21 protein-coding genes are annotated in these 25,333 nt (G+C 73.1%); 8 read left to right on the forward strand and 13 right to left on the reverse strand.

Going from position 1 to position 25,333, the window contains the following annotated elements; translation table 11 throughout:
• Nucleotides 1-43 precede the first annotated feature (43 nt).
• The gene (locus NYF13_RS14725; RefSeq protein WP_315657002.1) at nucleotides 44-601 is read left to right on the forward strand and encodes an ester cyclase; all 558 of its coding nucleotides are present in this window, start codon (nucleotides 44-46) and stop codon (nucleotides 599-601) included.
• Nucleotides 602-630: 29 nt separating this feature from the next.
• Here NYF13_RS14725 and NYF13_RS14730 read toward each other — a convergent pair whose 3' ends face one another.
• A complete protein-coding gene (locus NYF13_RS14730; protein ID WP_315657003.1) occupies nucleotides 631-1,701 on the reverse strand; it encodes a saccharopine dehydrogenase NADP-binding domain-containing protein in 1,071 nt (356 codons plus the stop codon).
• 81 nt (nucleotides 1,702-1,782) lie between these two features.
• Between NYF13_RS14730 and NYF13_RS14735 the strand changes: the two genes are divergently transcribed.
• Both NYF13_RS14735 and NYF13_RS14740 read left to right on the forward strand, forming a co-directional pair.
• Entirely contained in the window at nucleotides 1,783-2,373 is a 591-nt protein-coding gene (locus NYF13_RS14735; RefSeq protein WP_315657004.1) for a TetR family transcriptional regulator, read from the forward strand.
• Nucleotides 2,357-3,097, forward strand: a complete 741-nt coding sequence (locus NYF13_RS14740) for an alpha/beta hydrolase (RefSeq protein WP_315657006.1) — start codon at nucleotides 2,357-2,359, stop codon at nucleotides 3,095-3,097. The genes NYF13_RS14735 and NYF13_RS14740 overlap by 17 nt, the downstream gene beginning before the upstream one ends.
• Nucleotides 3,098-3,126: 29 nt before the next feature.
• Here NYF13_RS14740 and NYF13_RS14745 read toward each other — a convergent pair whose 3' ends face one another.
• The 6 genes from NYF13_RS14745 to araD form a co-directional block, all read right to left on the reverse strand.
• Entirely contained in the window at nucleotides 3,127-4,716 is a 1,590-nt protein-coding gene (locus tag NYF13_RS14745; protein ID WP_315657008.1) for a hypothetical protein, read from the reverse strand.
• Nucleotides 4,692-5,462 carry an ABC transporter ATP-binding protein gene (locus NYF13_RS14750; RefSeq protein ID WP_315657010.1) on the reverse strand — a complete coding sequence of 257 codons (771 nt, stop codon included), beginning with the start codon at nucleotides 5,460-5,462 and terminating at the stop codon, nucleotides 4,692-4,694. The genes NYF13_RS14745 and NYF13_RS14750 overlap by 25 nt, the downstream gene beginning before the upstream one ends.
• Nucleotides 5,463-5,520: 58 nt before the next feature.
• Nucleotides 5,521-6,789 (reverse strand): GGDEF domain-containing protein, encoded by a 1,269-nt coding sequence (locus NYF13_RS14755; protein ID WP_315657012.1) that lies wholly within the window; start codon nucleotides 6,787-6,789, stop codon nucleotides 5,521-5,523.
• A 200-nt stretch (nucleotides 6,790-6,989) separates the two neighbouring features.
• Nucleotides 6,990-8,201 (reverse strand): MFS transporter, encoded by a 1,212-nt coding sequence (locus tag NYF13_RS14760; RefSeq protein ID WP_315657013.1) that lies wholly within the window; start codon nucleotides 8,199-8,201, stop codon nucleotides 6,990-6,992.
• A gap of 78 nt (nucleotides 8,202-8,279) precedes the next feature.
• A complete protein-coding gene (locus NYF13_RS14765; protein WP_315657015.1) occupies nucleotides 8,280-10,082 on the reverse strand; it encodes a VanW family protein in 1,803 nt (600 codons plus the stop codon).
• Between the two features lie 88 nt (nucleotides 10,083-10,170).
• Nucleotides 10,171-11,889 (reverse strand): L-arabinonate dehydratase, encoded by a 1,719-nt coding sequence (gene araD, locus NYF13_RS14770; RefSeq protein WP_315657346.1) that lies wholly within the window; start codon nucleotides 11,887-11,889, stop codon nucleotides 10,171-10,173.
• A 146-nt stretch (nucleotides 11,890-12,035) separates the two neighbouring features.
• Here araD and NYF13_RS14775 point away from each other — a divergent pair, with 146 nt between their 5' ends.
• Genes NYF13_RS14775 through NYF13_RS14785 form a run of 3 tightly spaced genes read left to right on the forward strand, consistent with a single transcriptional unit; the run spans nucleotide 12,036 to nucleotide 14,234 of the window.
• Nucleotides 12,036-12,713 carry a GntR family transcriptional regulator gene (locus tag NYF13_RS14775; protein ID WP_315657017.1) on the forward strand — a complete coding sequence of 226 codons (678 nt, stop codon included), beginning with the start codon at nucleotides 12,036-12,038 and terminating at the stop codon, nucleotides 12,711-12,713.
• A gap of 5 nt (nucleotides 12,714-12,718) precedes the next feature.
• Nucleotides 12,719-13,222 carry a metallophosphoesterase gene (locus NYF13_RS14780; RefSeq protein WP_315657019.1) on the forward strand — a complete coding sequence of 168 codons (504 nt, stop codon included), beginning with the start codon at nucleotides 12,719-12,721 and terminating at the stop codon, nucleotides 13,220-13,222.
• A gap of 19 nt (nucleotides 13,223-13,241) precedes the next feature.
• The gene (locus tag NYF13_RS14785) at nucleotides 13,242-14,234 is read left to right on the forward strand and encodes a PHP domain-containing protein (protein ID WP_315657020.1); all 993 of its coding nucleotides are present in this window, start codon (nucleotides 13,242-13,244) and stop codon (nucleotides 14,232-14,234) included.
• A 43-nt stretch (nucleotides 14,235-14,277) separates the two neighbouring features.
• Here NYF13_RS14785 and NYF13_RS14790 read toward each other — a convergent pair whose 3' ends face one another.
• The 4 genes from NYF13_RS14790 to NYF13_RS36705 form a co-directional block, all read right to left on the reverse strand.
• A complete protein-coding gene (locus NYF13_RS14790; RefSeq protein WP_315657022.1) occupies nucleotides 14,278-14,961 on the reverse strand; it encodes a L,D-transpeptidase family protein in 684 nt (227 codons plus the stop codon).
• Between the two features lie 83 nt (nucleotides 14,962-15,044).
• On the reverse strand, nucleotides 15,045-15,896 hold the full coding sequence (locus tag NYF13_RS14795) for a chitosanase (protein WP_315657023.1): 852 nt from the start codon (nucleotides 15,894-15,896) through the stop codon (nucleotides 15,045-15,047).
• Between the two features lie 203 nt (nucleotides 15,897-16,099).
• Complete coding sequence (locus NYF13_RS14800) at nucleotides 16,100-16,702, reverse strand: TetR/AcrR family transcriptional regulator (protein WP_315657024.1); 603 nt, start codon at nucleotides 16,700-16,702, stop codon at nucleotides 16,100-16,102.
• 203 nt (nucleotides 16,703-16,905) lie between these two features.
• On the reverse strand, nucleotides 16,906-17,049 hold the full coding sequence (locus NYF13_RS36705) for a hypothetical protein (protein ID WP_396287175.1): 144 nt from the start codon (nucleotides 17,047-17,049) through the stop codon (nucleotides 16,906-16,908).
• A gap of 38 nt (nucleotides 17,050-17,087) precedes the next feature.
• Between NYF13_RS36705 and NYF13_RS36710 the strand changes: the two genes are divergently transcribed.
• Entirely contained in the window at nucleotides 17,088-17,534 is a 447-nt protein-coding gene (locus tag NYF13_RS36710; protein WP_396287177.1) for an SDR family oxidoreductase, read from the forward strand.
• 91 nt (nucleotides 17,535-17,625) lie between these two features.
• Here NYF13_RS36710 and NYF13_RS14815 read toward each other — a convergent pair whose 3' ends face one another.
• Nucleotides 17,626-18,783 carry a saccharopine dehydrogenase NADP-binding domain-containing protein gene (locus tag NYF13_RS14815; protein WP_315657026.1) on the reverse strand — a complete coding sequence of 386 codons (1,158 nt, stop codon included), beginning with the start codon at nucleotides 18,781-18,783 and terminating at the stop codon, nucleotides 17,626-17,628.
• A 426-nt stretch (nucleotides 18,784-19,209) separates the two neighbouring features.
• Here NYF13_RS14815 and hrpA point away from each other — a divergent pair, with 426 nt between their 5' ends.
• The gene (hrpA, locus tag NYF13_RS14820) at nucleotides 19,210-23,085 is read left to right on the forward strand and encodes an ATP-dependent RNA helicase HrpA (protein ID WP_315657348.1); all 3,876 of its coding nucleotides are present in this window, start codon (nucleotides 19,210-19,212) and stop codon (nucleotides 23,083-23,085) included.
• 266 nt (nucleotides 23,086-23,351) lie between these two features.
• Here the strand turns inward: hrpA and NYF13_RS14825 are convergent, their stop codons facing one another.
• Nucleotides 23,352-25,187 carry a bifunctional 3'-5' exonuclease/DNA polymerase gene (locus NYF13_RS14825; protein WP_315657027.1) on the reverse strand — a complete coding sequence of 612 codons (1,836 nt, stop codon included), beginning with the start codon at nucleotides 25,185-25,187 and terminating at the stop codon, nucleotides 23,352-23,354.
• Nucleotides 25,188-25,333: the final 146 nt, after the last annotated feature.

Raw genomic sequence — 25,333 nt, forward strand, 5'->3', positions numbered from 1 at the left:
TACGGCGTAGGATTTATGGGCCCCGCCGACCGAGGAGAATCCCTTGTCCACCTTCACCTTTCCGTCCGAGGAAGTGCTGCGGGCGCGGCAGAAGCTCGTCCTCGACCACTTCACCGACGAGGTCCGGCAGGACTGGGACCAGACCCTGTCCACCTTCCCGCACCCGCACTACGAGCTGATCGCGTCGATGACCGTGCACGACGGTGACCGCGAGGTGCGGGACTACTACCACGACACCCGCGTCGCCTTCCCGGACCAGAGCCACGAGATCATCGCGATCCGGCACAGCGCCGACGCCGTGATCGTGGAGTTCTGGCTGCTCGGCACCCACCTCGGTCGCCTCGGCCGGATTCCGCCGACCGGGTCGAAGCACCGCACCCGGATGACGGCCTACTTCCTGTTCGACGAGGAGGAGAACCTGGTCACCGAGCGGATCTACTTCGACCAGCTCACCGTGCTCAAGCAGTTGATCGGCGGGCTGGACAAGAAGAATCCCCGTGACCTGCTCACCCTCGGCCGCGCGGTGGCCGGCCTGCTGGCCCAGTCCGGCGAGGAGCCCGACCCGCGCCTGCTCGCCACCACGCCGCCGGACCTGAGCTGAGGACGGACCACCACGCGGCGCCGCGTCCCTCAGCTCCCGGCGTCACCCGGGTCGGTCACGAACTCGGCGCCGGCGGCCAGCGCCACGTCCGGGCCGAAGAGCCGGGCCGGGGTGAACGCGCCGGGCCGGCCCTCGCCCTTGGACAGGCGCAGCGCCACCTCGGTCAGGGCGCCGACGGTGAACGCCATGGCTTCGCCGGTGCGCAGCCAGCCCTCGCGCACCTGGCCGGACGGCCATTCGACCCGCGCGCGGCCCCAGGACGAACGGCGCGGGCGCTCCTCGGCCGTGCTCGCGGTGACGCGGGCGAGCCGCCGGGTGACGAAGCCCGCCAGACCGGGCAGCCGCAGCAGGGTGCCGAGCGCGGGCATCGCGGCCCGGACGACCGGGTTGGCCGGGGCGAGGGCCGAAGCGCCGATCACCGACGGGGCGCCGCTGGCCTGCCAGGCCGCGAAGAGCTCGCCGGTGCCCAGGGCGGCGGTGGTGACCACGTCGCCCTCGGGCGTGGTCAACCGCTCGGCGTCCCGGCCGGCGCGAGTCCGGACCAGCCGGTCCTGCCGGACCTCGCGGCCACCGTCGAGCAACGAGCTCACGATGGTGGCGGCCAGTGCTTCGCCGAGGGCGCCGGGTTCGGTCGCGACGGACGCCACGGCGTCGACCCGCACCCGCGCGGGTTTTTCCCGGCCCGCCAGCAGGTGCAGCAGGATGGCCTCGGTCGCGAGCACGCCGAAGCCCGCCCCGGAGACCAGGGTTCGGCCGGTCGCCACCGCGTCCTGGTCCATCCCGTGGAGCAGTTCGAACGCGCTCAGCTCGTCGGCGACGTCGACGTAGTGGGTGCCGGGCGGGCAGGCTCGCACGACCTGCGGCCCCGTGACCGCGAACGGGCCCACCGTGTTCACCACGACGGCCGGCTCCTCCGCGGCCAGCCGCGCGCAGACCTCGTCGAGCGAGCCGGCCACCACCCGGGCACCCGCACTCACCCGGGCCAGCCGCTCCCGATCACGCCCGGTCACCACCAGTTCGGCGCCCGCCCGGCGCAGCCGCTCCACCGCCGGCCGGCCGACCCGTCCGGTCGCGCCGAGCACCCAGATCGCACCCGTCATGGCTGCCTCCCGTTGTCATGACATGTCATGTCATCACTATGGCACGACCTGACACGTCGTGTCATCACTAGACTCGGCCGCATGGGTCGATGGCAGCCAGGCACACGGGAACGGCTCGAGCGGGCCGCGCTCGACCTCTTCCTCGAGCAGGGCTACACCGAGACCACCGTGCCGCAGATCACGGCGCGGGCCGGGCTCACCACCCGCACGTTCTTCCGGTACTTCGCCGACAAGCGCGAGGTGCTCTTCGCCGAGGAGGAGGCGGTGCCCGAGCGGGTGGCCGGCTTCATGGCCGAAGCCCCGCCCGCGCTCGGCCCGATGCCGCTGATCACCGAGGGCCTGCCCCGGGTCGCGGTCAGGATCTTCGAGGGCCGCAGCCTCGAATACCTGCTGCGCCGGCGGAGCGTGATCGACGCCGAACCCGCCCTGCACGAGCGTGAGCTGCGCAAGTTCGCCCTGCTGGCGGAGGCCGTGGAGCAGGGCTTCCGCCGGCGCGGGGTCGACGGGCTGACCGCGCGGCTGGCGGCCGAGGTCGCGGTGACCGCGTTCCGGATCGCGGTCACCCGCTGGCTCGACCAGCACGGCGAGCCGGGCCTCCCGGCCGTGATCGACGAGACCCTGGCCGCGCTGCGGCGGCTGACCGGTGAGGGGGGCCATGCGGTTCACCACTGAGCAGCACCTCGAACACGGGGTCCTCGAACGCCGGTTCACCCTGGGCGAGGTCCCCGGGATCCTGTGGACACCCGAAACCCGGACACCCGGCCCCGCACCGGCCCCGCTGATCCTGCTCGGCCACCCCGGCGGGCTGGACCGGATGTACCCCCGGCTGGTGGCCCGCGCCCGGAGCGCCGCGGCCAGGGGGTTCGCCTCGGCCACGATCGAGCTGCCCGGCAGCGGCGACCGGCCCCCGATCGCCGTCGTCGAGCAGGCCCGCGCGGACCTGCGCCAGGCGTTGCGGGCCGGGACACCGGTCGGGGACGACCTCGTCGACCGGCTCATCCTCCCGCTGGCCGACCGGGCGGTCCCGGAATGGCGGGCCCTCCTGGACGCGCTCCTCGCGCGGCCCGGGATCGGCGGACCGGTCGGCTACGCGGGCGGCGTGATCGCCATCGGCACCCGGCTGGCGGTGACCGAGCCGCGTCTCGCGGCCGCCGTGCTGTTCGCCGGGAGCTTCGTGCCCCGGGTGACGTTCGAGGAGGCCCGCAACGTCGACATCCCCCTGCTGGTCCTGCTGCAGTGGGACGACCACGGCAACGACCGGCAGCAGGCCCTCGACCTGTTCGACGCCTTCGGCACGACGGAGAAGACGCTGCACGCCAACCTGGGCGGGCACACCGGAGTCCCGCAGTTCGAAGCCGACGACGGGGACCGGTTCTTCGCCCGGCACCTGAACTGAGGCGGGGCCGTGAGCGGCCCCGCCTCCACCTAACGCTCCTTGCTCACCGTCGCCAGCAGCTCCGGGCCGTGGGTCGCCAGCCGGCGCTGGGCGATGGCACCCCACCACCAGGCGAGCAGCGCGCCCGTGGCGACGCCGGCCGGCACGCCGAGCCACTGCAGCACCGGCAGGTCCGCGACCGCGCCGGCGATGCCCAGCACCAGCACCGGCAGCACGCCCACGACCATGAGCAGCATCGTCGCGAACATCAGCAGCACGCGGGAGCAGCCGGGCCGGCCGCCGGAGGACCACGGGCTCGACGAGCGCCGCTGGTCCGGCAGCGGGAAGGCCAGGAACACCGATTGCAGCATCAGCACCCCGGCTCCCGCGCCCAGCAGCGCCGGGGCCAGGCCGAGCACCCACGGGTAGGCGCCCGGCTTGCCCAGCGCGCCCGGCAGCACCGCGGCCAGCAGCAGGGAGACCGGCGCGACGATCAGGGCCCAGGCCAGCTGCCGCCCGCGGACGTCGGCCCGCTCGGCGCCGGGCACGACCAGCGTGTGCCACAGCGAGCTGCCGTCGAAGCCGTAGAGGTTGCCCGACTGGAGGCACGCGAAGAAGATCACCGCGACGCCGAGGTAGGGCACCATCACCGGTTGGCTGCCGCCCGAAAGCGCCGGCACCACGGCGACGACGAGGCCGACGATCAACGTCGAGAGCAGGGCGACCCGGCGGCGCGCGTCCCGCCACCACGTCCGGAGTTCCTTGCGCGCCACCGCTCCCACGGGCGTGGCGGGCAGGATGCGGCGCCCGGTCTTCGCCTCCGGCGCCTTCCCGCGCGCCCGCGAAGCGCCGTTGAACGACGGTGTGGTCACGCGCCGGGCCAGCAGCGCGCCCCAGGCGGCCAAGAGCACCGCGAGCACCGCGATCATCGCCGCGAGCAAGCCGAAGGCCGTGCCCCACGAGCCGTCGGCGGCCGCGCGCACGGCGATCGTGCCCCAGCCCGAGGGCAGCACGTGCACCACCCCGGTGAAACCGGGCACGGTCCCGTTCGCGATGGCCGGGCCCAGGCTGTTCACCGCGTAGTTCAGCGCCACCCCGGACAATCCGGTGAGCGCGACCAGGACGATGCCCAGCTCCTTGCCCTTGCGCGAGGTCAGCAGCGCGCCGAGCGCCGCCATCACCACCCGGTAGAGCAGCACCGCGAAGGCCAGCTGCAGCAGCGCGAACCCGAGCCCGAACAACGCCGGGGCCACGCCGAGGCGCACGCCGTAGACGAACAGGCCGAGGAACGCGAACAGGCTCACCACCGCCGCCACCCCGGCGAAACTGGCCGCGAGCAGGCCGACGGCGAGCTTGCGGCGGCCGATCGGCAGCAGCGAGAAGTGCTCCGGGCGCAGCGTGTCGTCCCCGCCGCCGGTGGCGATCGGCGCGAGCACCCAGCCCAGCACCCACACCGCGTACACCGAGGTCATCAGGTCGACTGTCACTTGTGGACCGTGGACCGGCGCGATCGCCAGCACGATGGTGCCCGCCGCGGCCAGCAGCCCGAACCCGCCGCCGATCAGCATGCCCGCGAGCTGGCGGCCCCGCAGGGAATTGCGCAGGACGCGCAGCTTCAGTCGGACGAGGACGCCAACCACGACAGTCCTTCCGCTCCGCCGGTGTGCCCGCCCACGAGGTGCACGAACGCGTCCTCCAGGCTGCCCTCGCCGCGGACCTCGCCGACGGGACCCGAGGCCACCACCCGCCCGCGCGTGATCACGGCGACGTGGCTGCACAACTGCTCGACCAGCGCCATCACGTGGCTGGAGAGCACCACCGCGCCGCCCGAGCCGACGAACCGCTGCAGGATCGTGCGGATGGTCGAGGCCGACACCGGGTCGACCGCCTCGAACGGCTCGTCGAGCACCAGCAGGCGCGGTCCGTGCAGCAGGGCCATGGCCAGGCCGATCTTCTTGCGCATGCCCGCGGAGTAGTCGATGACCAGCGTGCGCTCGGCGTCGAGCAGCTCCAGCACGCCCAGCAGCTCCTGGGCCCGCTCGGCCACCGTCTCCGGGGGGAGCCCGCGCAGCAGTCCCATGTAGGTCAGCAGTTCCCGCCCGGTCAGCCGCTCCGGGACGGACAACCCGTCGGGCAGCACGCCGATCAGGCCCTTGGCCCGCTCCGGCTCGCGCCAGACGTCGACGCCGAACACCCGGGCCTGGCCGGCGTCCGGGCGCAGCAGCCCGACCGCCATCGACAGCGAGGTCGTCTTGCCCGCGCCGTTCGGCCCCACCAGCCCGAAGAACGACCCCTTCGGCACTTCCAGCCGCACCTCGTCCACCGCGAGCTTGGTCCCGAAGCGCTTCGTCAGCCCGTACAGGCCCATCGCCGGTTCGTCAGCCACCGCGTCCCCCTTCCGTGGTCAGGCCGCGAAGACTACCGGGGCCGCCCGGGGAGCGGGCTCATCCCGCCTGCCGGTGCCCCGCCGTCCGGTTGCGCCCCGCGTGCTTCGCCGCGTAGAGGGCGGTATCGGCGGCTTCGAGGAGGGCGTCGACGTCGGCCACCGTGGCCGGTGGGGCCGCGGCCAGCCCGATCGAGACGGTGATCGGCTCCGGCAGTCCCGCGGTCTGCGCGGCGATGTGGCCGCGGATGCGCTCGGCGATGGCGTGCGCGTGGACGGGCGCGGTGCCGGGCAGCAGCACCACGAACTCTTCACCGCCGAACCGGCCGGTGAGGTCGCCCGCGCGGACCTCGGTGCGCAGCGTGTCGGCCACGGCCAGCAGGTAGCGGTCGCCGACCAGGTGGCCGTGGCGGTCGTTGACCCGTTTGAACCGGTCCAGGTCCAGCATCAGCACGCTGGTCGTGCGCCCGGCCCGCGCGGCGCGCGCCAGCTCCCCGGCCGCGGCGGCGTGCCAGGCCGCGGCGTTCAGCAGACCCGTCTTCGCGTCGCTGCGGGCCTGGCGGCGCAACTGGTGGACGAGCACGTTCCGGTGCAGGGACAGGGTGATCCCGACGACCAGCAGCAGCGCCACCGGCCAGTCCGCCAGCGCCCACGCGAGCAGCACGCCCAGCCCGATGGTCGCGGCTTCGAGCCCGTACTCCTCCGGCGAGGCCAGTGCTTCGCGCAGCCGCTCGTGCGGGGAGCCGAAGTAGACGGCCACCGTCATCAGCGCGGTGTTGACCGCCAGGAACACCGCTCCGGCCAGGGTGATCGCGCCGAACTCGGTGAGCTCGCGCGTCGCCGAGGCGAACGGGACCGTGGTCAGCGCGGCCAGTGCCGCCGCGGCGGCGTAGCCCGAGAGCACGGTGGCCGCGGCCGAGAACACGCGGCGGAACAACGGGGTCGGACGGCCGCGCAGCCAGCGGTAGAGGAACGAGACCGAGATGACCAGCGCGGCCAGCGCCGGGTGGAGCAGCAGCACCGCGGCGAAGGTCCACACGGTGTCCAGACTGATGTGCGGGGTGCCGGCGAACTGCTCGCGAAGCTGCTCCACCGGACGCGAAAGCTCGGTGTGCAGCAGCACGCAGCCGATCAGGGCCAGCGTGGGGAACACCTCGGCCCGGCCGGGTGGATCGACCCAGGCGGACCCGAGCGCGCCGGCCAGCGCGGCGGCCTCGGCCAGCAGAACGAAGGCGATCAGGCCTCGGTTCGGTAACCGCCATAGTGCCCAGCGGCCGGTTCCGGTGATCCTGACCCGGTGAATTTCGCACGGACCACCCGGATCCGTCATCGGGTTCCCGTCTGAAGGTGTGCCCCCGGCCACCAGAGCACTGTAGCTACCTGAATACTCGCTGTCACTCGGCTGTCCGGGTACCGATGGCGGCGGCCGAGGCGCCTTCGGCGATCGGCGAACCGGGCCGAACCGGGAGAGGGGGTGGCGCAGATGCGCGGGCAGAACTGGTGAAACGACGCGTGGGCCGCGGCTCCCGTTCAGCTCGGCACGCTGCGGTACACCCGCCGCCAGGCGAGCGCGACCGGGACCGCGGTGACCACCCCGGCCGCCGCGATCACCGCGATGGTCACCGAGGGTGACCCCAAGCCGGCCACTGCCGCCCCACCGGCGATCAGTCCGATCCCCTGCACGGCGATCAGGCCCGAGCCGGCGAGGCCGAAGGCTTGGCCCCGCTCGGCGTCCGGGACCAGCCGCATGAACGTCGTGCTCGCCGTCACCTGGTAGGCGGCGCAGCCCCCGGAGACGAGCAGCAGCACCACGGTCACGCCCGGCCCGGGTTCGGCGGCGTAGCCCAGCAACGGCACCACGGCGCCGACCGCGAGCGGACCGGCCAGCCGCAGCCGCACCGCGTCCGGCACCCAGCGGCCGAGCGCGAAGACGCCGATCGCGATCCCGGCCGGATGGGCCGCGAGCAGCAGCCCCGCCACCGCCGGACCGCCGCCGATCTCCGCCGCGTACGGCACGGCCAGCCCCTCCGGCACGATCACGAACCCGGCCAGCCAGGCCAGCCCCACCAGCACGCGCAGACGCGGGTCGCGCCGGATCGTGCCGGCCCCGGCCGCCAGCCTCCGCAGCGTGGAAACGCGCGCTTCGCGGACATCGGCTGCGGGCCGCGAGCGGACCCCCAGGGCCAGCACCACCGCCGAGACGCCGAAGCTCAACGCGTCGAGGATCAGCCCCCAGCCCGCCCCGATCAACGCGATGACCGCCCCGCCGAGCGCGAACCCGGCGAGCTGGCCGACCTGGTTGGTCAGCTTCAGCAGCGATTGGCCGAGCACGTACCGGGAGCCGTCCAGCACCACCGGGACCACCGCGGCCTGGGCCGAGGAGAACGGCGCGCCGGCCAGCTGCACCACCACGAGCACCACGGCGAGCGCGGGCCACGGCAGTCCGGGGACGGCCAGCACCGCCACCAGCGGCGCGCGCAGCAGGTCCGCCGTCACCAGCACGGTGCGGCGCGGGAACCGATCGGCCAGCCCGCCGAGCAGCGGGCCGCCGGCCAGGTCCGGCAGGTAGGTGAGCGCGTAGGCCAGCGCGGGCCAGGCCGCCGAGCCGGTGCGCTGGAACACCAGCACGGACAACGCGACCCGGGCGAGCTGATCGCCCAGCACGGACTGCGCCTCGGCCAGCCAGACCGCCCGGAACTCGCGGACGGCCAGGATGTCGCGCACCCTCGCGGTTTCGCCCACCGATGTCCCCCGATCGACGACCGGCCGGACGCACAGCGTACCCGTGGAGGCGCGGAGCGTGAACGGCCGAACGGGGGGTCAGGCGCCGCAGGTGATCTTCGGCTGTGGGTTGTACCGGACGGTGCGCGTGGAGCGGGACACCTCGCGCCCGCTGGAGACGTCCTTCAGCACGCGGGTGTCGGTGGTGGTGAAGCCCGGGGCACCGGTGGAGGCGTGACAGCCCTCGGCCGGGCCCGGTTTGGTCGGCGGATCGGTCGGGGCGGAACGGCCGCCCGGCACCGACTCGACCGTGTACCGCTTGGTGCCCCACAGCTTCACCGTCAGCGAGGACGGCGACCAGAGGGTCTGGATCGCGATGCCGGTGGTGGAGTCGTTGGTGAACTTCAGGTCGATCACGCTGGAGCCGTTGGGGTTCTGGAACACCGTGGCCTCGCGCGCGGCCGGGTAGCGGCTGATGTAGTAGCTGTGCTCGCGGTGCCCGGCGTCCTTCATGCCGCCGAAGTACGCCGCGTTGTACAGCGTCGTGGCGAACTGCGAGATGCCGCCGCCGACTTCGCGCGCCGGGGCGCCGTTCTCGATCACACCCGCCTCGACGTAACCCTGGGCCTGGCCGCGCGGGCCGGTGAAACCGTTGAGGCTGAAGGTTTCCCCCGGTTTCACGATGGCGCCGTCGACCTTCTGCGCGACCACTTTGATGTTGATCCCGGAGTCGGTGGCGAAGCCGCCGGTGGTGAATTCGCCGACCACCTCCTTGACCCCCAGCCGGTTGGCCTGCTCGGTGGTCACCTTCGCCGGGCTGGCCTTGTACACGGCGTCCAGCTCACGCCGGTCCGCGCGCCGGAGCACGTCGGGCAGCGGCTTGAGGCTCGGCTCCCAGTCCACGGCCCGGCCGTCGACCGACGGCTCGACCGCGGGCCGTCCGCCGGAGAAGCCGATGGTGGCCTCCTTGCCCTCCTTCTCCGTAGCCTTGAGCTGTGGCCCGGCGACGCCGGTGATCTTCTCCGGATCGATCTTCGGGCTCAGCCCGCCGTCGCCGGACGGCTCGAACGACAGCGCGGCGGCGATGTCTTCGGGCCGCAGCGTCGCGTCGGCACCGTCGCCCTTGATCGTCACCGGTTTCGCCACCGCGGGCTTCGCGAACTCTTCGAACGCGGCCCGCACGCCGACCGCGGTGGTCTTCACCGGCGCCGGGACGACCGGCAGCGCCAGGTCCTGCCCGCTCGCCCAGCCGCCGAGCACGGCGCGCTTGGCCGCCGCGACGTCGAGCTTCTGCCCGGCCTGCGGCGGTACCGCGACCGGGGTGGCACCTTCGAAGCGCACCGTGCCCTCGACCGCGTCGCGGTCGACCCGGCCGCGCAGATCCTCCAGCGCCGGGTCGAGCTTGTCCGCTTCGGCGTGCGAGACCACGCCGATCTCACGGCTGGTGAAGAACGAAGCCAGCCGGGTGAACGGGTTCAGCGGCTGGTCGCCGGCCTGGTCCAGGGTGGCGGACCAGTCCAGGCGCAGCCCGGCCAGCGTCGGCGACAGCGTGGAGCGGGCCTCGCCGGCGGTCACGGTGAGCGGCTGGGTCAGCCGCGGCTCGATCAGGCTGCGCAGCTCGCGTTCGGCCACCGGCCGGTCGAGCCCGCCGACGTCGACCCCGGCCACGGTGACCCCGCGCGGCACGCTGCCCTGGCTGGTCAGCAGATCGATCAGGTAGGCCACCAGCAGCACCCCGAGCACCCCGCCCCCCACCCAGCCGGCCCGGCGCAGGCGGCGGCTCCGCCCGGCCCGCGGCTCCTGCGGCTGCTGCGGCTGTCCGGTCCCGTCGCCGGGCATCACCACGGGCAGGATCTCGGTCTGCTCGTCCTCGGACTCCGGCCAGCGCGGTTCGTACGGCACCTGTCCACCCTCTCCTGCTGCGTCCCGCGCTACAGGGTACGGGCCGAGCCGGATATAGCGGACTAGTGCCCCTCATGGCACAAACCGGTCACCGCGGGTCGGGCTCCGGGTCGGCCCCGGCCCGGGCCAGGAAGTCGAAGTCGCAGCCCTGATCGGCCTGGGTGATGTGCTCGGAGTACAGCGCACCGTACCCCCGCTCGTAGTGCGGCGGCGGGGCGGTCCACCGCGCGCGGCGGTCCGCCAGCTCGGCGTCGCCGACCTCCAGCCGCAGGACCCGCCCGGGCACGTCGAGGGTGATCAGGTCACCGTCGCGGACCAGCGCGAGCGGGCCGCCGACGTGCGATTCGGGCGCCACGTGCAGCACGCAGGCGCCGTAGCTGGTGCCGCTCATCCGGGCGTCGGAGATCCGCACCAGATCGCGCACGCCCCGGGCCAGCAGGTGGTCCGGGATCGGCAGCATGCCGTACTCCGGCATCCCGGGCCCGCCGAGCGGGCCGGAGCCGCGCAGCACCAGCACCGAGTCCTCGGTGATGCCGAGGGACGGGTCGTTGATCCGCCGCCTGAGGTCGCGGTAGTCGTCGAACACCACCGCCGGCCCGGTGTGGGTGAGCAGCGCCGGGTCGGCCGCGAGGTGCTTGATCACCGCGCCCGAAGGGGCCAGGTTCCCGCGCAGCACGGCGATGCCGCCCTCGGCCGCCAGCGGGTGGTCCCGGGGCCGGATCACGTCGTCGTCGTGCACCCGGGCCTCGGCCAGCGTCTCGCCGAGCGTCCGCCCGCTGACCGTGACGCGGTCGAGGTGCAGCAGGTCGGTCAGCCGCGACAGCAGTCCGGGCAGCCCGCCCGCGTAGTAGAAGTCCTCCATCAGCCAAGCGCCGCCGGGGCGGATGTTGGCCAGCACCGGCACGCCCCGGTCCGGCGCGTCGAAATCGGCCGGGGTCAGGTCGATCCCGCTGCGCCCGGCCATCGCGATCAGGTGGATCAGCGCGTTGGTCGAGCCGCCCAGTGCGAGCACGGTGGTGATCGCGTCGGCGTACGCGCGGCGGTCGAGCACCTTGGTGATGCTCAGCTCCTCCCAGACCATCCCGACGGCGCGGGCCCCGCTGGCCGCGGCCATCCGGTGGTGCGCGGAGTCGACGGCGGGGATCGACGCCGCGCCCGGCAGGGTCAGGCCCAGCGCCTCGGCCGCCGAGGTCATGGTGGACGCCGTGCCCATCGTCATGCAGTGGCCGGGGGAGCGGGCCAGCCCGCGCTCCAGCTCGCCCAGCTCGGCGTCGCCGATCAGCCCGGCTCGGCGCTCGTCCCAGTACCTCCACAGGTCGGTACCGCTGCCGAGGGTCTCGCCGCGCCAGTGCCCGCGCAGCATCGGCCCGGCCGGCACGAAGATCGCGGGCAGGCCGGCGCTGGCCGCGCCCATCAGCAGGGCCGGGGTGGTCTTGTCGCAGCCGCCCATCAGCACCGCGCCGTCGACCGGGTAGGACCGCAGGATCTCCTCGGCCTCCATCGCCAGCAGGTTGCGGTAGAGCATCGGCGTCGGCTTCTGGTAGGTCTCCGACAGCGTGGCCACCGGGAACTCCAGCGGGAAGCCGCCCGCCTGCCAGACCCCGCGCTTGACCTGCTCGGCGCGTTCCCGCAGGTGCATGTGGCACGGGTTGATGTCGCTCCAGGTGTTGAGGATCGCGATCACCGGTTTGCCGAGGTGCTCCTCCGGCCGGTAGCCAAGCTGGCGGGCCCGCGTGCGGTGGCTGAAGCTGCGCAGCTCGTCGCCGCCGAACCAGCGGTGGCTGCGCAGTCGCTCGGGATCGGTGATGGTCACGCCTCGCTCCCTGCCTCGTCGCTTCCGGATCTTACCGAGTATGGCATCTGATATACGATCAGTCCCGCCGAGCGCGCCGCGGCTCCCGGCGCCGTCGCTTGGTTAAATGGCACCGACCTCGCGAGAGCCTGGAGCGCCCGATGCCACCGCCGTTCAGCCTGCCCGCCTCCCGGACCGAAGTGGTGCTGGAGGAGATCCGGCGCGGCATCCTCACCCGGGAGCTGCGGCCGGGGCAGCCGCTGGTGGAGGCCGAGCTGGCCCAGCGGCTGGGCGTGTCGAAGACGCCGGTGCGCGAGGCGTTGAAGGTGCTGTCGAACTCGGGGCTGGTCACGTTCAGCCCGTACAAGGGCGCTTCGGTGTGCGTGGTCGACGCGGAGCTGGCGCGCTCGGTCTACGACGTGCGGATGGTGCTGGAGCCCGAAGCGCTGCGGCGCGTGGTGCGGCGGGGCGAACCGGAGCTGTTCGACGAAGCGGCGGAGACGCTGAAAACGGCCTCGGCCGCGCTCGCGGACAAAGACCACGTCACGCTGAGCCTGCTGAACCGGCAGTTCCACCGGGCCCTCTACCGCGGCTGCGGCAACCCGCTGCTGGTGTCCATCCTGGACGACCTGCGGGACCGGGCCGCGCTGATCACCGTGGTCGGCTGGGACGCGAGCCCGAGCTGGCGCCAGGAGTGGGCCGAGCACCGGGCGGTGCTGAACGCGGCCAGGAAGGGCGAGGCCGGGGCCGCGGAAGACCTGCTGCGCCGGCACATCGGCTCGTTCCTGGAGCGGGTGCTCGGTGCGATCGGGCCGGCGAACGACGCGAAGGAGGCGTAACCGGAGTGCGGCTGCTGCTCGTGGCGGACACCCACCTGCCGAAACGGGCGAAGGAACTGCCCGAACCGGTCTGGGCCGAGGTGGAGCTCGCCGACGTGGTCGTGCACGCCGGCGACTGGGTCGACCTGGACACGTTCGACCGGCTGGCCGTGGCGAGCAAGCGGCTGGTCGCGGTGTACGGCAACAACGACGGACCGGAGCTGCGCGCCTGGCTGCCCGAGGTGGCGCGGGTGAACCTCGGCGGCGTCCGGATCGCCGTGGTGCACGAGACCGAGGACGCCAAGGGCCGCGAGCGGCGCTGCGAGGAGTCCTACCCCGACGTCGACGTGCTCGTGTTCGGCCACAGCCACATCCCGTGGGACTCGGTGACCCCCGGTGGCCTGCGGCTGCTCAACCCGGGCTCGCCCACCGACCGGCGGCGTCAGCCGTTCTGCACCTACCAGACCGCCGAGATCCGTGGTGGTGAACTGGTGGACGTCGAGCTGCACCGGCTGCCACCGCGTGGTTGATGGGGGTAGAACAGGAGCCATGGATCCGGCCCGGGCACTGCGTGACATCGCGTTCGAGCTGGAGCGCGCGGGTGAGCCGACCTACCGCGTGCGCGCCTTCCGCCAGGCCGCGGCGGTCGTCGACCGGCTGCCGGCCGAGGAGCTGGAGAGCCGTGTCCGGGCCGGCACGCTGCAGGCGCTGAAGGGCATCGGCAAGGCCACCGCGGGCGTGATCGAAGACGCGTGGAACGACCGCGTGCCGGCGTACGCGGCGAAGATCGGCGAAGCGGACTTGCCGGACGGAGGCCCGTTGCGGGCGGCGCTGCGCGGCGACTGCCACACCCATTCCGACTGGTCCGACGGCGGCAGCCCGATCCTGGAGATGGCCGAAACCGGCCGCGCGCTGGGCCACGAATGGCTGGTCCTGACCGACCACTCGCCCCGGCTGACCGTGGCCCACGGCCTGTCCGCCGAGCGGCTGCGCAGCCAGATGGACGAGGTGGCGCGGGTGAACGAGGCGCTCGCGCCGTTCCGGCTGTTGCACGGCATCGAGGTCGACATCCTGCTCGACGGCGGACTGGACCAGACCGAGGCGCTGCTGTCCCGGCTGGACTTCGTGGTGGCGAGCGTCCACTCGAAGCTGCGCATGCCGTCCCGTGAGATGACCCCTCGGCTGCTGGAGGCGGTGGCGAACCCGCACGTCCGCGTGCTCGGGCACTGCACCGGGCGGCTGGTCCGGGGCCGCAGCCGGCCGGAGTCGGCCTTCGACGCGGAGAAGGTGTTCACCGCCTGCCGCGAGCACGGGGTCGCGGTCGAGATCAACTCACGCCCGGAGCGCCTCGACCCGCCCATGCGGCTCCTGCGCCTGGCCGCCGAACTCGGCTGCGAGTTCGCGGTCGACAGCGACGCGCACGCCCCGGGCCAGCTGGACTGGCTGGCCCACGGCTGTGCCCGGGCGCAGCGGGCCGGGCTGGGCGCGGACCGGATCATCAACACCCGCACGGCGGACGACCTGCTCGCCGGGCGATCCTGACCGCCGCACCGGGCCGCGGTCCCGGGGGCGATCCTGACCGCCGCTACCGCACCCCGATGGCGATCACCGGGCGGGCCGCCGGGTCCAGCCACCGCATCACGGAGTCGAGGTCGGCGCCGGGGATGGCGACGCAGCCGGCCGTGGGCCGGCCCCCGGACACGTGCAGGAAGAAGGCCGAACCGGCCCCGGGGACCACCGGATCGCGGTTGTAGTCGATCACCGTCGCGTGGTCGTAGACCGGCCCGGCCCGGCCGAGGTCCTCCCCGGCCGGCTCGTCGAACGGGCAGGTGCCCGGCGCGCACGAGTGGTACCGGTTGTACAGCGGGGAGTGCGGGTCGGAGACCCACCAGTCCGAGGGGCCGACCTGCCGGTACGGCAGCCGCGTCCCGTTGGCGGGCCGGATCCCGAACGCCTCGGTCAGGGTGAACACCCCGGCGGGGGTGTGCGAGGTCGTCTCGCTGGCCCGGCCGATGCCCTCCCGGCCCACGAAGGCGGAGAACGGCCCGAGCGCTCGGGCCCAGCCGCCGCCGGAGCGCTCCCAGGCCGTGAGCACGGCGGTGGTCGCCGAAGCCGAGGAGCCGACGACGGTGACCAGCTGCCGCGCCGGGCCGGAGTAGGCCAGCGGCGGCGGTTCGGCGGTCTGGGCCGGAGCAGCGTCGGACAGCCCCGTGGCCCCGAGGGCCGCGAGCACCACAGCGCACGACACGGTCCCCAGTATTCGCTTCATGTGCGGTGATCCTAGGGACCACGGCCGGGCGGGGAAGACCCGAGCGGGGTGACCCGGGCCTTCCCCGGTGCGGGCGGAGCCGGTCAGCCGATCTCGTACGGGTCGCCGTAGACCTTCCACTTCAGCGGGGTGTGCAGGTCGAGGTTGCCGTTGCCGAGGAACACCAGTTGCTCGGTGTCCACGCGCGAGGTGTCCGCGTGCGCCTCCTCCTGCTTCATGATCACCTTGCGGGCGCTGAGGAACGCCTTGAGGTAGCCGGTCTCGTCGCCACCCTGGGCCGGCGGCTTCGCCTTCTTCAGGGCGGACTTGCGGATGCCGCCGAAGCTGTCGGAGCTCTCCCCGGGGCCGTGCATCACGATGGCGTCGTAGTAGACGAACTGGCCGAGCGCGCCGAGCCCGTCGGACTTCGCCTGGTTCACCGCCGGGTCGAAGTACACCCGGTCGCGCTCGGCGTTCTGCGCGGACTGGAACTGCGAGGTCTTCGCCGCCGATTTCCAGGCGCTCTCGAACGCCGGGCCGAGGCCGCTGTGGGAGTCGGAGCCGTTCACCTTCTCCAGCGCGGGCAGGTACCGGGCCAGCGGGTTGCCCGGCACGGACCGGGTGTAGTCCTGCACCAGCTCCAGCAGGTCGCCGGTGCCGGAGCAGAAGCCGATGATGCCGGCGGTGTACCCGCGGCCGTCGCCGATGTCCTCGATGTAGGAGTATTGCGCCTTCCAGTCGAGCGAGGAGTTCTCCGCGCTCGACACCAGCTTCATCGCGATTTCCTTCTTCTCCGGCGAAGCGAGGTCACCGCCGGAGGCCAGGACGGACGCGCCGGAGACGAGGCCGGGAGCCGCGGGGGCGGCCGAGGACAGGGCGGGCGTGGCGGACGCGACCGCGAGGACCGCGGCCATCGACAGACCGGTGACCAGGACCGGCCGCAGCGTCTTGCGCATGGGAGGGGACCCTTCCGCAGGGGGAGCACACGTGGACAGGACGGGTGAAGCCACGAATTCCCCGGTGGAGCTGGGAAAACGGGACTTCGGGTGCGGCTGCGGCGTAGCGCCACGATAACCACGGGCGACCCCGGGCGGCAAGGGGTGAAGCGGACGGTGCCGGTGAGCGGTGCATCGGCACCGCGGTGCGCGGTGGACCCGTTCTAGTCCTTTGTGGACGTGCTTCCGGTGAACAGCCGGATCACGTCCGGCAGCACGTGCACCGGGATGGCCGGGTCGATCGCGCGCTGCACGCCGAGGCCGATGCCCAGGCTGAGCAGCGCGGTCGCGGCGTCGGCGGCCGGCATCGGCAGGGTGATGCCGAACCGCTCGGCGTACCCGGCGAGCAGACCGGCGATGGCGTCGCGGATGGCCTTGTCGCGGCTCGCCAGCTCCGCGCGCACGTGCGGGTCGCGGCGGGCGTTGGTGGCGAACTCGACCTCCAGCGCGGTCCACGCCTCGTCGCCGATGCTGCGCTCGGCCCAGGACTGGAACGCGGTGAGCAGGCCCTCCACCCCGTCGGCGCCGGCCAGCGCGTCCGCGACCAGGTTCACCTGCTCGTCGTGGATGCGGTCGAGCACGGCCAGGCCCAGCTCGTCCTTGCCGCGGAAGTTCGAGTAGACCGCGCCCTTGGAGTACCCGGCCTCGTCGGCGACCTTCTCCAGCGAGGTGACCGCATACCCGTCGCGCAGGAAGAGCTGCTTGGCGGTGTCGACGAGCTGTTCTCGGGTGCGCGCCTGGCTTTCCGCGCGGGTGAGTCGGGCCATGGGAGCACTCTAAACGCCCGGGTAATTGGAGTACCGTCGGTATTGAGATACTATTAGTATCCTAGAATGCGCGACGGCGAAGCGGCGGTGCCGAGCCTGGGGCGGCGGCTGCTGCGGCTGAGCGTGCGGGACCCCGCGCTGCGCGAGGCCCTGACCCCGGACTACGCGCTGGGCTGCAAGCGGCTGCTGATGTCCAGCACCTCCTACCGGGCGCTGAACCGGTCCACTGTGGACCTCCACCCGACCGCCGTGCGCGCGGTCGAGGGCTCCCGGGTCTTCGGCGCCGACGTCTCCTCGGCCGAGGTCGGCGCGATCATCTTCGGCACCGGCCACACCTCGGCCGTCATGATCATGGAGGCTCAGTTGCGGCGCGGGGGCGCTGGAGGTGCGGCGCGAGGCGCAGGACCGGTTCAACGCCGAGGTGCAGGCCGCGCTGCCGGGCACCGTGTACCAGTCGGGCGGGATGTTCCAGCTACTACACCGATGTCAACGGGCGCAACAGTTTCAGCTGGCCGCTCCGACCGGGAGGCTGCGCGGCCGGGGCATCGGCCTCGCGACCGCCGCGGAGTTCGCCCGCGCGGGCGCCGCGGTGTGCGTGGGCGACCTGGACCTCGCGGAAGAAGCCGCCGCGGCGTACGGCGGCCGGGCCTGCACGCTGGACGTGCGTGAGCGGGATTCGCCCGCAGCCTTCGCCGACGCGGTGACCGAGGCGTTCGGCCGGATCGACGTGCTGGTGGACAACGCCGGGGTGATGCCGCGGCGGTCTGCAACGCGAGCAAGTTCGCGGCCGGCGGCTGGGACCTGCTGTCCGCCCGCACCCCGGAGCCGCTGATGGCGCGCGCCCTGATCAGGGACGACCGGGCGTTGACCGAGCTCGACCCGCTGGCCGGGTCCCGTCTACGCGGACCGGGTCGCCGCGCAGGTCAAAGGGTCCGGAAAGTCATCCCGGCGCGACTGAGCCGGGTGGTCAGCGCGTCGCCCATCGCGGTCGCCGTGGTGACCTGGCCCGCGGTCTCGGGCAGTGGGTCGAAGGCCAGGCAGAGAGCGGATTCGCCGAGCATCTTGGCCGTCTCGTCGTAACCGGGGTCGCCGCCGGAGACCTCCGTGCGCACGTGCTCGCCGCCGCCGGTGCCCTCGAAGCACACGGAGAACCACGACCGCGCCCGGCGTTCCGCACTCGGCCCCTGCCCCGGCGCCAGCCTTCGGGAGAGGGCCCGCCGCGCCGGTGGCAGCTGCGCGGCGGTGAAGAGGGCACCCAGGCCGAGGGCTCCGGCTGCGACCGAGGGCAGGTGCGAGAACGCCGCGAAGTGCCGGTAGCGGAAGTCGGGGCCGTACCGTTCGCAGGACCGGGCCGAGTGGCCCACCACCTGCGGGTCGATCGTGGGGAGCGGCACGGCCCACTGCCCGCCGGGGGAGCGGTGCGGGGTGCCCGCCGGTGTCCGCACGGTGCGGCCGGGTATCCCGCCCTCGGCCGCGGCTCGGTCGCGGGCCGCGCGGGCGGTCTGGGGCAGGCGTGACATCGCCGTCATCGCGGTGAGCAGGGTGCCGCCCGAAGGCATCGCGCCGGCGCGCACGTAGCCGTCCACCCGGAGCGGGACGCCCTCGGGCAGGAGCTGCACGGTGTAGCGGACGCCGAGGTCGTGCGGGATCGAGTCGAAGCCGCAGCAGTGGACCAGCCGCGCGCCGGTCTCGGCCGCCTTCGCGTGGTGGGCGAGGTACATCCGGTCGACGAACTCGGCCTCACCGGTCAGGTCGACGTAGTCGGTGCCCTCCGCGGCGCAGGCCGCGACCAGCGGTTCGCCGTACTCCAGGTACGGGCCGACGGTGGTGATCACGACCTTCGAGGCCGCGGCGACGGCCCGCAGCGAGCCCGCGTCCGTGACGTCCGCGGTCAGCAGCGGCAGCTCGCCGAGCCGGTCGTCGATCCCGGCGAGCCGGGTGCGCAGCGCGTCCAGCTTGCCGGGGTTGCGCCCCGCCAGCGCCCAGCGGCAGCCGGACGGCGCCGAGCGCGCCAGGTACTCCGCGGTCAGGGCGCCGGTGAAGCCCGTGGCGCCGAACAGGACCACGTCGTAGTCGGCCATCGGGGTGCCTCCCGGTAGGTGGGTGGGACCTGAGGTTACCGCCGGGTCACCCCGGCCGCCTCCCCCCGCGTGACCGGTGGCCGACCGGTGGTCCACAGTGGACTTCCAGGGTGGCGGATGTTAAAGGGATGGTAAATTCGAAGCTGCGATGACTGCTTGGTGCCCGATCTCGCCGCGGGGGTGTTCGCGGCCCGGCTGCACTCGGTCGACCGGCGGGCCGGGGTGGACCTCGGCCCGACCGGGCCGACCCGGGGTGAGTTCTCCCTGGTGCTCGCGGCCCTGGCCCCGTTCGTCGCGGGGCACGTGCTGCTCCGGTCGGAACGGCTGCCCCCGGGCGGCCGCGCGCCGCCCGGTGAGCGGGGATTGTGTCACTCGCGGCATATTCGGGAGCCCGGCCGGGCGGGCCCGACTATCCTCGGGGCCAGTATGTCCACTCAATCCCCGCTCGAAGCGCTGCGCGCCCGGCTGCCCGAGTTGATGTCGCGTGACCAGCACCGGCTGCGGCGGCGGCTGGACGGCGCCCGCCGGGCCCGTGACCAGCAGTCCGCCGCCGAGAAGCTGGCCGCCGACTTCAACGCCGCCGAGCTGCGGGTGCGGCGGCGGCGCGAAGCCGTGCCCGAGATCGAGTACCCGGCCGAGCTGCCGGTCAGCCGGCTCAAGAACGAGATCGGCGACGCGATCCGCGACCACCAGGTGGTGATCGTCGCGGGTGAGACCGGCTCGGGCAAGACCACCCAGCTGCCGAAGATCTGCCTGGAGCTGGGCCGGGGGATCCGCGGCCAGATCGGGCACACCCAGCCGCGGCGGCTGGCCGCGCGCACGGTCGCCGACCGGATCGCCGCCGAGCTGAAGACCGAACTGGGCGAGGCCGTCGGGTTCAAGGTCCGGTTCACCGACCAGTCCGGGCAGCACACCCTGGTCAAGCTGATGACCGACGGCATCCTGCTGGCCGAGGTCCAGACCGACCCGATGCTGCGCCAGTACGACACGCTGATCATCGACGAGGCCCACGAACGCAGCCTCAACATCGACTTCATCCTCGGCTACCTCAAGCAGCTGCTGCCGCGCCGCCCCGACCTCAAGGTGATCATCACCTCGGCGACCATCGACCCGCAGCGGTTCTCCCGGCACTTCGACGACGCGCCGATCGTCGAGGTCTCCGGCCGCACCTACCCGGTCGAGGTCCGCTACCGCCCGCTGGTCGACCCGGACGACCCCGGTGCCGACCCGGACCGCGACCAGACCCAGGGCATCGCCGACGCCGTGGTCGAGCTGTGCGCCGAGGGCCCGGGCGACATCCTGGTGTTCCTCTCCGGCGAGCGCGAGATCCGCGACACCGCCGACGTGCTGAACCGGCTGGACCTGCGGGGCACCGAGGTGCTCCCGCTGTACGCGCGGCTCTCCTCGGCCGACCAGCACCGGGTGTTCCAGCCGCACACCGGCCGCCGGGTGGTGCTGGCCACCAACGTCGCCGAGACCTCGCTGACCGTGCCGGGCATCAAGTACGTGATCGACCCGGGCACCGCGCGCATCTCCCGCTACAGCCACCGCACCAAGGTCCAGCGGCTGCCGATCGAACCGGTTTCGCAGGCTTCGGCCAACCAGCGCAAGGGCCGTTGCGGCCGGACCTCCGACGGCATCTGCATCCGGCTCTACACCGAGGACGACTTCGACGCCCGGCCCGAGTTCACCGACCCGGAGATCCTGCGCACCAACCTCGCGTCGGTGATCCTGCAGATGACCTCGCTCGGGCTCGGCGACATGGCCGCGTTCCCGTTCGTGGAGCCGCCGGACCGCCGCCAGATCGCCGACGGCGTGCAACTGCTCCAGGAGCTCGGCGCGTTCGACACCGCCGAGACCACCCGGCTGACCGAGACCGGGCGTCAGCTCGCGCTGCTGCCGGTGGACCCGCGGATGGCGCGGATGGTGCTGGAGGCTTCGCGCAACGGCTGCGTGCGCGAGGTGATGATCATCACCGCGGCTCTGTCCATTCAGGACCCGCGCGAGCGCCCGGCGGAGAAGCAGCAGGCGGCCGACGCCCAGCACGCCCGGTTCGCCGACCCGGCCTCGGACTTCCTGGCCTACCTCAAGCTCTGGGACTACCTGGCCGAGCAGCAGCAGGCGCTGACCGGCAACCAGTTCCGCCGGCTGTGCCGCGCCGAGTACCTGAACTACCTGCGGGTGCGCGAGTGGCAGGACATCTTCAGCCAGCTGCGCCAGCTCGCGAAACCGCTGGGCATCGCGCTGAACACCACCCCGGCCGAGCCGCAGCGGGTGCACACTTCGCTGATCGCCGGGCTGCTGTCCCACATCGGGCTCAAGGACCCGGCGAAGGGCGACTACCTGGGGGCCCGGGGCGCGCGCTTCGGGGTGTTCCCGGGCTCGTCGTTGTTCAAGAAGCAGCCGCGCTGGGTGATGTCGGCCGAGCTGGTGGAGACCTCGCGGCTGTGGGGCCGGGTCAACGCGCGCATCGAGCCGGAGTGGGTCGAGCCGCTGGCCGCGCACCTGGTCAAGCGCAACTACTCCGAACCGCACTGGGAGCGCAAGCAGGGCGCGGTGATGGCGGTGGAGAAGGTGACGCTCTACGGCGTCCCGCTGATCACCGACCGGCGGGTGAACTACGGCCGCATCGATCCCGAGCTCTCGCGCGAGCTGTTCATCCGCCACGCGCTGGTGGAGGGGGACTGGCAGACCCACCACAAGTTCTTCTCGGAGAACCGCGCGCTGCTCGAGGAGGTCGAGGACCTGGAGAACCGGGCGCGCCGCCGCGACATCCTGGTCGACGACGAGACGCTGTTCGAGTTCTACGACCGGCGCGTGCCGGCCGACGTGGTTTCGGTGCGCCACTTCGACACCTGGTGGAAGCAGGCCCGGCGCGAGGACCCGGACGCCCTGTCGTTCGAGAAGTCCATGCTCATCAACGAAACCGCGGGCGGGGTACGCGAGTCGGACTACCCGGACTCGTGGACGCAGGGCTCGCTGGTCTTCAAGCTCACCTACCAGTTCGAGCCGGGCGCGGACGCCGACGGCGTCACCGTGCACGTGCCGCTGCCGGTGCTGAACCAGGTGACCTCGGACGGGTTCGACTGGCCGGTCCCCGGACTGCGCGAGGAACTGGTCACCCAGCTGATCAAGTCGCTGCCCAAGGCGGTGCGGCGCAACTTCGTGCCGGCCCCGGACACGGCGAAGTACGTCCTTTCGCGAGTGTCGCCTTCGGACGGTCCGCTGGTCGACGTGCTCTCGGACGAGCTGGAGGCGCTGCGCGGGGTGGCGGTGCCGTACTCCGCGTGGGACCTGGCGCAGGTGCCGGACCACCTGCGGGTGACGTTCCGGATCGTCGACGAGCGTGGCCGGAAGGTGGCCGAGGGCAAGGACGTCGAGGAGCTGAAGCGGCGCCTGGCCCCGCGCGTGCGCGAGACGATCTCCAAGGCGGCGAACAGCCTGGAGAAGGCGGGCCTGACCGCGCCCGCGTTCGGTGAATTGCCGAAGGTGTTCGCGTCGAAGCAGCGCGGCCACGACGTGAAGGCGTATCCCGCGCTGGTGGACGAGGGTGCTTCGGTGGCCGTGCGGCTGCTGGACACCCCGGCGCAGCAGGAGCACGCGATGTGGGCGGGCACGCGGCGGATGCTGCGGCTGAACCTGAACTCGCCGATGAAGTTCATCACCAGGTCGCTGTCGAACTCCTCGAAACTGGTGCTGAACCGCAACCCGCACGGCAGCGTCGCCGCGCTGCTGGAGGACTGCGTCGACTGCGCGGTCGACGCCCTGATGGCCGCGGCCGGCGGACCGGTGTGGGCCGAAGCGGGCTTCGCGAAACTGCTGGAGCAGGTCCGGGCGGGGCTGAACCCGGCGGTGCTGGACGTGCTCACGGAGGTCGAGCGCATCCTGCGCGCGGCCAACGACGTCGAGACGCTCCTGCCGGACACCCGGGGCCCGGCGGAATCACTGGCGGACATCCGCGTCCAGTTGGACGGGTTGGTGCACAAGGGTTTCGTCACCGAGACGGGCGCGCCCCGCCTGCGTCACGTGGTTCGTTACCTGCGCGGCATCGAGCGCCGGCTGGAGAAGCTGCCCACCGAGCCGACCCGGGACCTGCAGCGTACCGCCGACGTCGCGTGGATCACGGGGGAGTACCGGGCGGCGCTGGCTTCGTTACCGCCGGGCACTTCCTCCCCGGCCCTGGACGAGGTGCGGTGGATGATCGAGGAGCTGCGGGTGAGCTTCTTCGCCCAGACGCTGGGGACCGCGCACCCGGTTTCGCTGAAGCGGATCACGAAGGCGTTGGACGACGCCTTCGCCTGAGACAGCTCGGTTCGCGGGTGACGGACTTCTCAGGCGCTTCTTCGTCGACTTCCGCATCATGCGAACTCGACGCAGTGATCGCCGAGCGGGCCTCGACAGCGCTGCACGGTTGACTTCGCTCCGGTTGAACTGGGTCGGTGATTTCCCCTTTTCACGCCGGAGAAGCCGATCCGCCGACCAGCCCCGGCCGTCCAGAGGGCGGCGTCCCGCCATCGGGTTACCCGGGCGGGGGTCAGCCGCTCGAAGGGGTCTGCGGTCCGGAGTGGCTACTTCGCCTCCGCGTAGGTCTCCACCGGGGCGATGTGCAGGGGGAACCGGACCGGGCAGGCCTCGCCGAACAGCAGGCGGGCCGATTCCGCCACGCCGGCCTCGATCTGCGCCGACACCTCGTCCGCGAGGTCGGCCGGGGTGTGCACGATGACCTCGTCGTGCTGGAAGAACACCAGGTGCGCGGGCGGGGGCAGGCGCTGGCGCAGGGTGGCGAGCAGCACGGCCGTCAGGTCCGCGGCGCTGGCCTGCACCACGAAGTTGCGCGTGAACCGGCCCCAGTCCCGCGACGCGCGGCGGGCGCGGGTCTCCGCGGCCTCGTCCTCGGCCAGTCCGCCGGTCAGCGCGCGCCAGGCGGCCGACGGAGCCGGGGACGTGCGGCCCAGCCGTGAACGCACCCGCTCGCCGCGCTCGCCCGCCGCCGCGGCGTGCTCCACATAGGACATTGCGTCCGGGAAGCGTTGACGCAGCAACGCCAGCAGCGGGGCGGCCTCGCCCGAGGTGCCGCCGTACATGGCCGAGAGCATGGCGGTCTTGGCCTTCGTGCGGTCGTCGCGCGGGTCACGGGAAACCACTGGCACGGACCGCGGGCCGGGCGCCAGCGCCTCGCCCAAACTGGTGTACAGGTCCGTGGCCGCGGCCACCTGCGCGAGCCGTCGGTCGCCGGACAGGGCCGCCAGCACCCGCGGCTCCAGCTGCGCAGCGTCGGCCACCACGAGCTGCCAGCCCGGGTCCGCCCGCACGCAGGTGCGCAGCACCTTCGGGATCTGCAACGCCCCGCCGCCGCGGGTGGCCCAGCGCCCCGACACCACCCCGCCCACGATGTAGTGCGGCCGGAACCGCCCGTCGGCCACCCACTCCTCCAGCCAGGCCCAGCCGTTGGCCGAGTGCAGCCGGGACAGCTCCTTGTACTCCAGCAACGGCTCCACGGCCGGATGGTCGATCTCGCGCAGGAAGTGCTTGCGCGCCGAAGGCACCTCGATGCCTTCGCGCGCCAGCGCCCGCACCACGCTCGGCGGCGAGTCCGGGTTCACCGCCCGGCCGCCGAACGCCTCGGTGATCCGCCCGGCCAGCTCCAGCAGCGCCCTCGGCCGCTGCCCGGCCGGGACCCGTGGCCCGAGCCGCTGCTCCAGCAGCTCCGAATGCAGGTCCGCCCGCCACGGCAGCCCGTCGGCGGTCATCTCCCCGGCGGCCAGCGCACTCGCCGACTCCGCGGCCAGCAGCAGCCGCATCCTCCCGGGCGCGGGCAGGGCCGCGATCCGCCTCTCCTGCTCGGCCAGCACCCGCCGGGCCGCGGCCAGCACCGTCACCCCGGCCGGCAGCCCCGGACCGCGGGGGGAGAACAGCGTGGGCTGAACCTCCTCACCCGCACCGCCGTAACCGCCATGAGCACCGTGCCCGCCATGACCACCGTGCCCGCCATGACCACCGTGCCCGCCATGACCACCGTGTCCGCCATGAGCACCGTGCCCGCCGAAACCACCGTGCCCGCCGCCACCCCCGTCGTCGAACACCGTCCCCTCGCCCGGCGCCTCCTGCCCGTTCGCCCGGGCCCACGCCGCGCGCAGGCTTCGGGACTGTTCCTCCCGCCCCTCGTGGGCCAGCAGCAGCCCCTCGGCCAGGCCGAGGTCGTGGCAGCGCCGGAGCCGGACCCCGGCCGCGATCAGCACCGGGTACACCGCCGCCACCGACGGGAACACCCACCGCGGCGCGCTCTCGGCCTCCTGGCGCCGCACTTGCGCCACCCACTCGGCCTCGGACAGCCCGGTCCGCGGGCCCGAGGGGGAGTCGATCGTGTAGCCGGAGTCCTCCTCCGGCCCGGTGAGTACCTGCACCCCGGCATTGTGCGCGAGAGCACCGACAATTCCGGCCACCGAAGCCGCCCGAGGTTGCCTGGTGCACGCGGGCCCGGCTTGGGCTACTGTCGAGTAGCTCCCATACCGCCGGTACGCCGACGGCGGTCTGGCTCTCTCTCCCGCCG

Origin of the sequence: Amycolatopsis sp. PS_44_ISF1 (assembly GCF_032335455.1) — a bacterium.
Lineage (GTDB): Bacteria > Actinomycetota > Actinomycetes > Mycobacteriales > Pseudonocardiaceae > Amycolatopsis.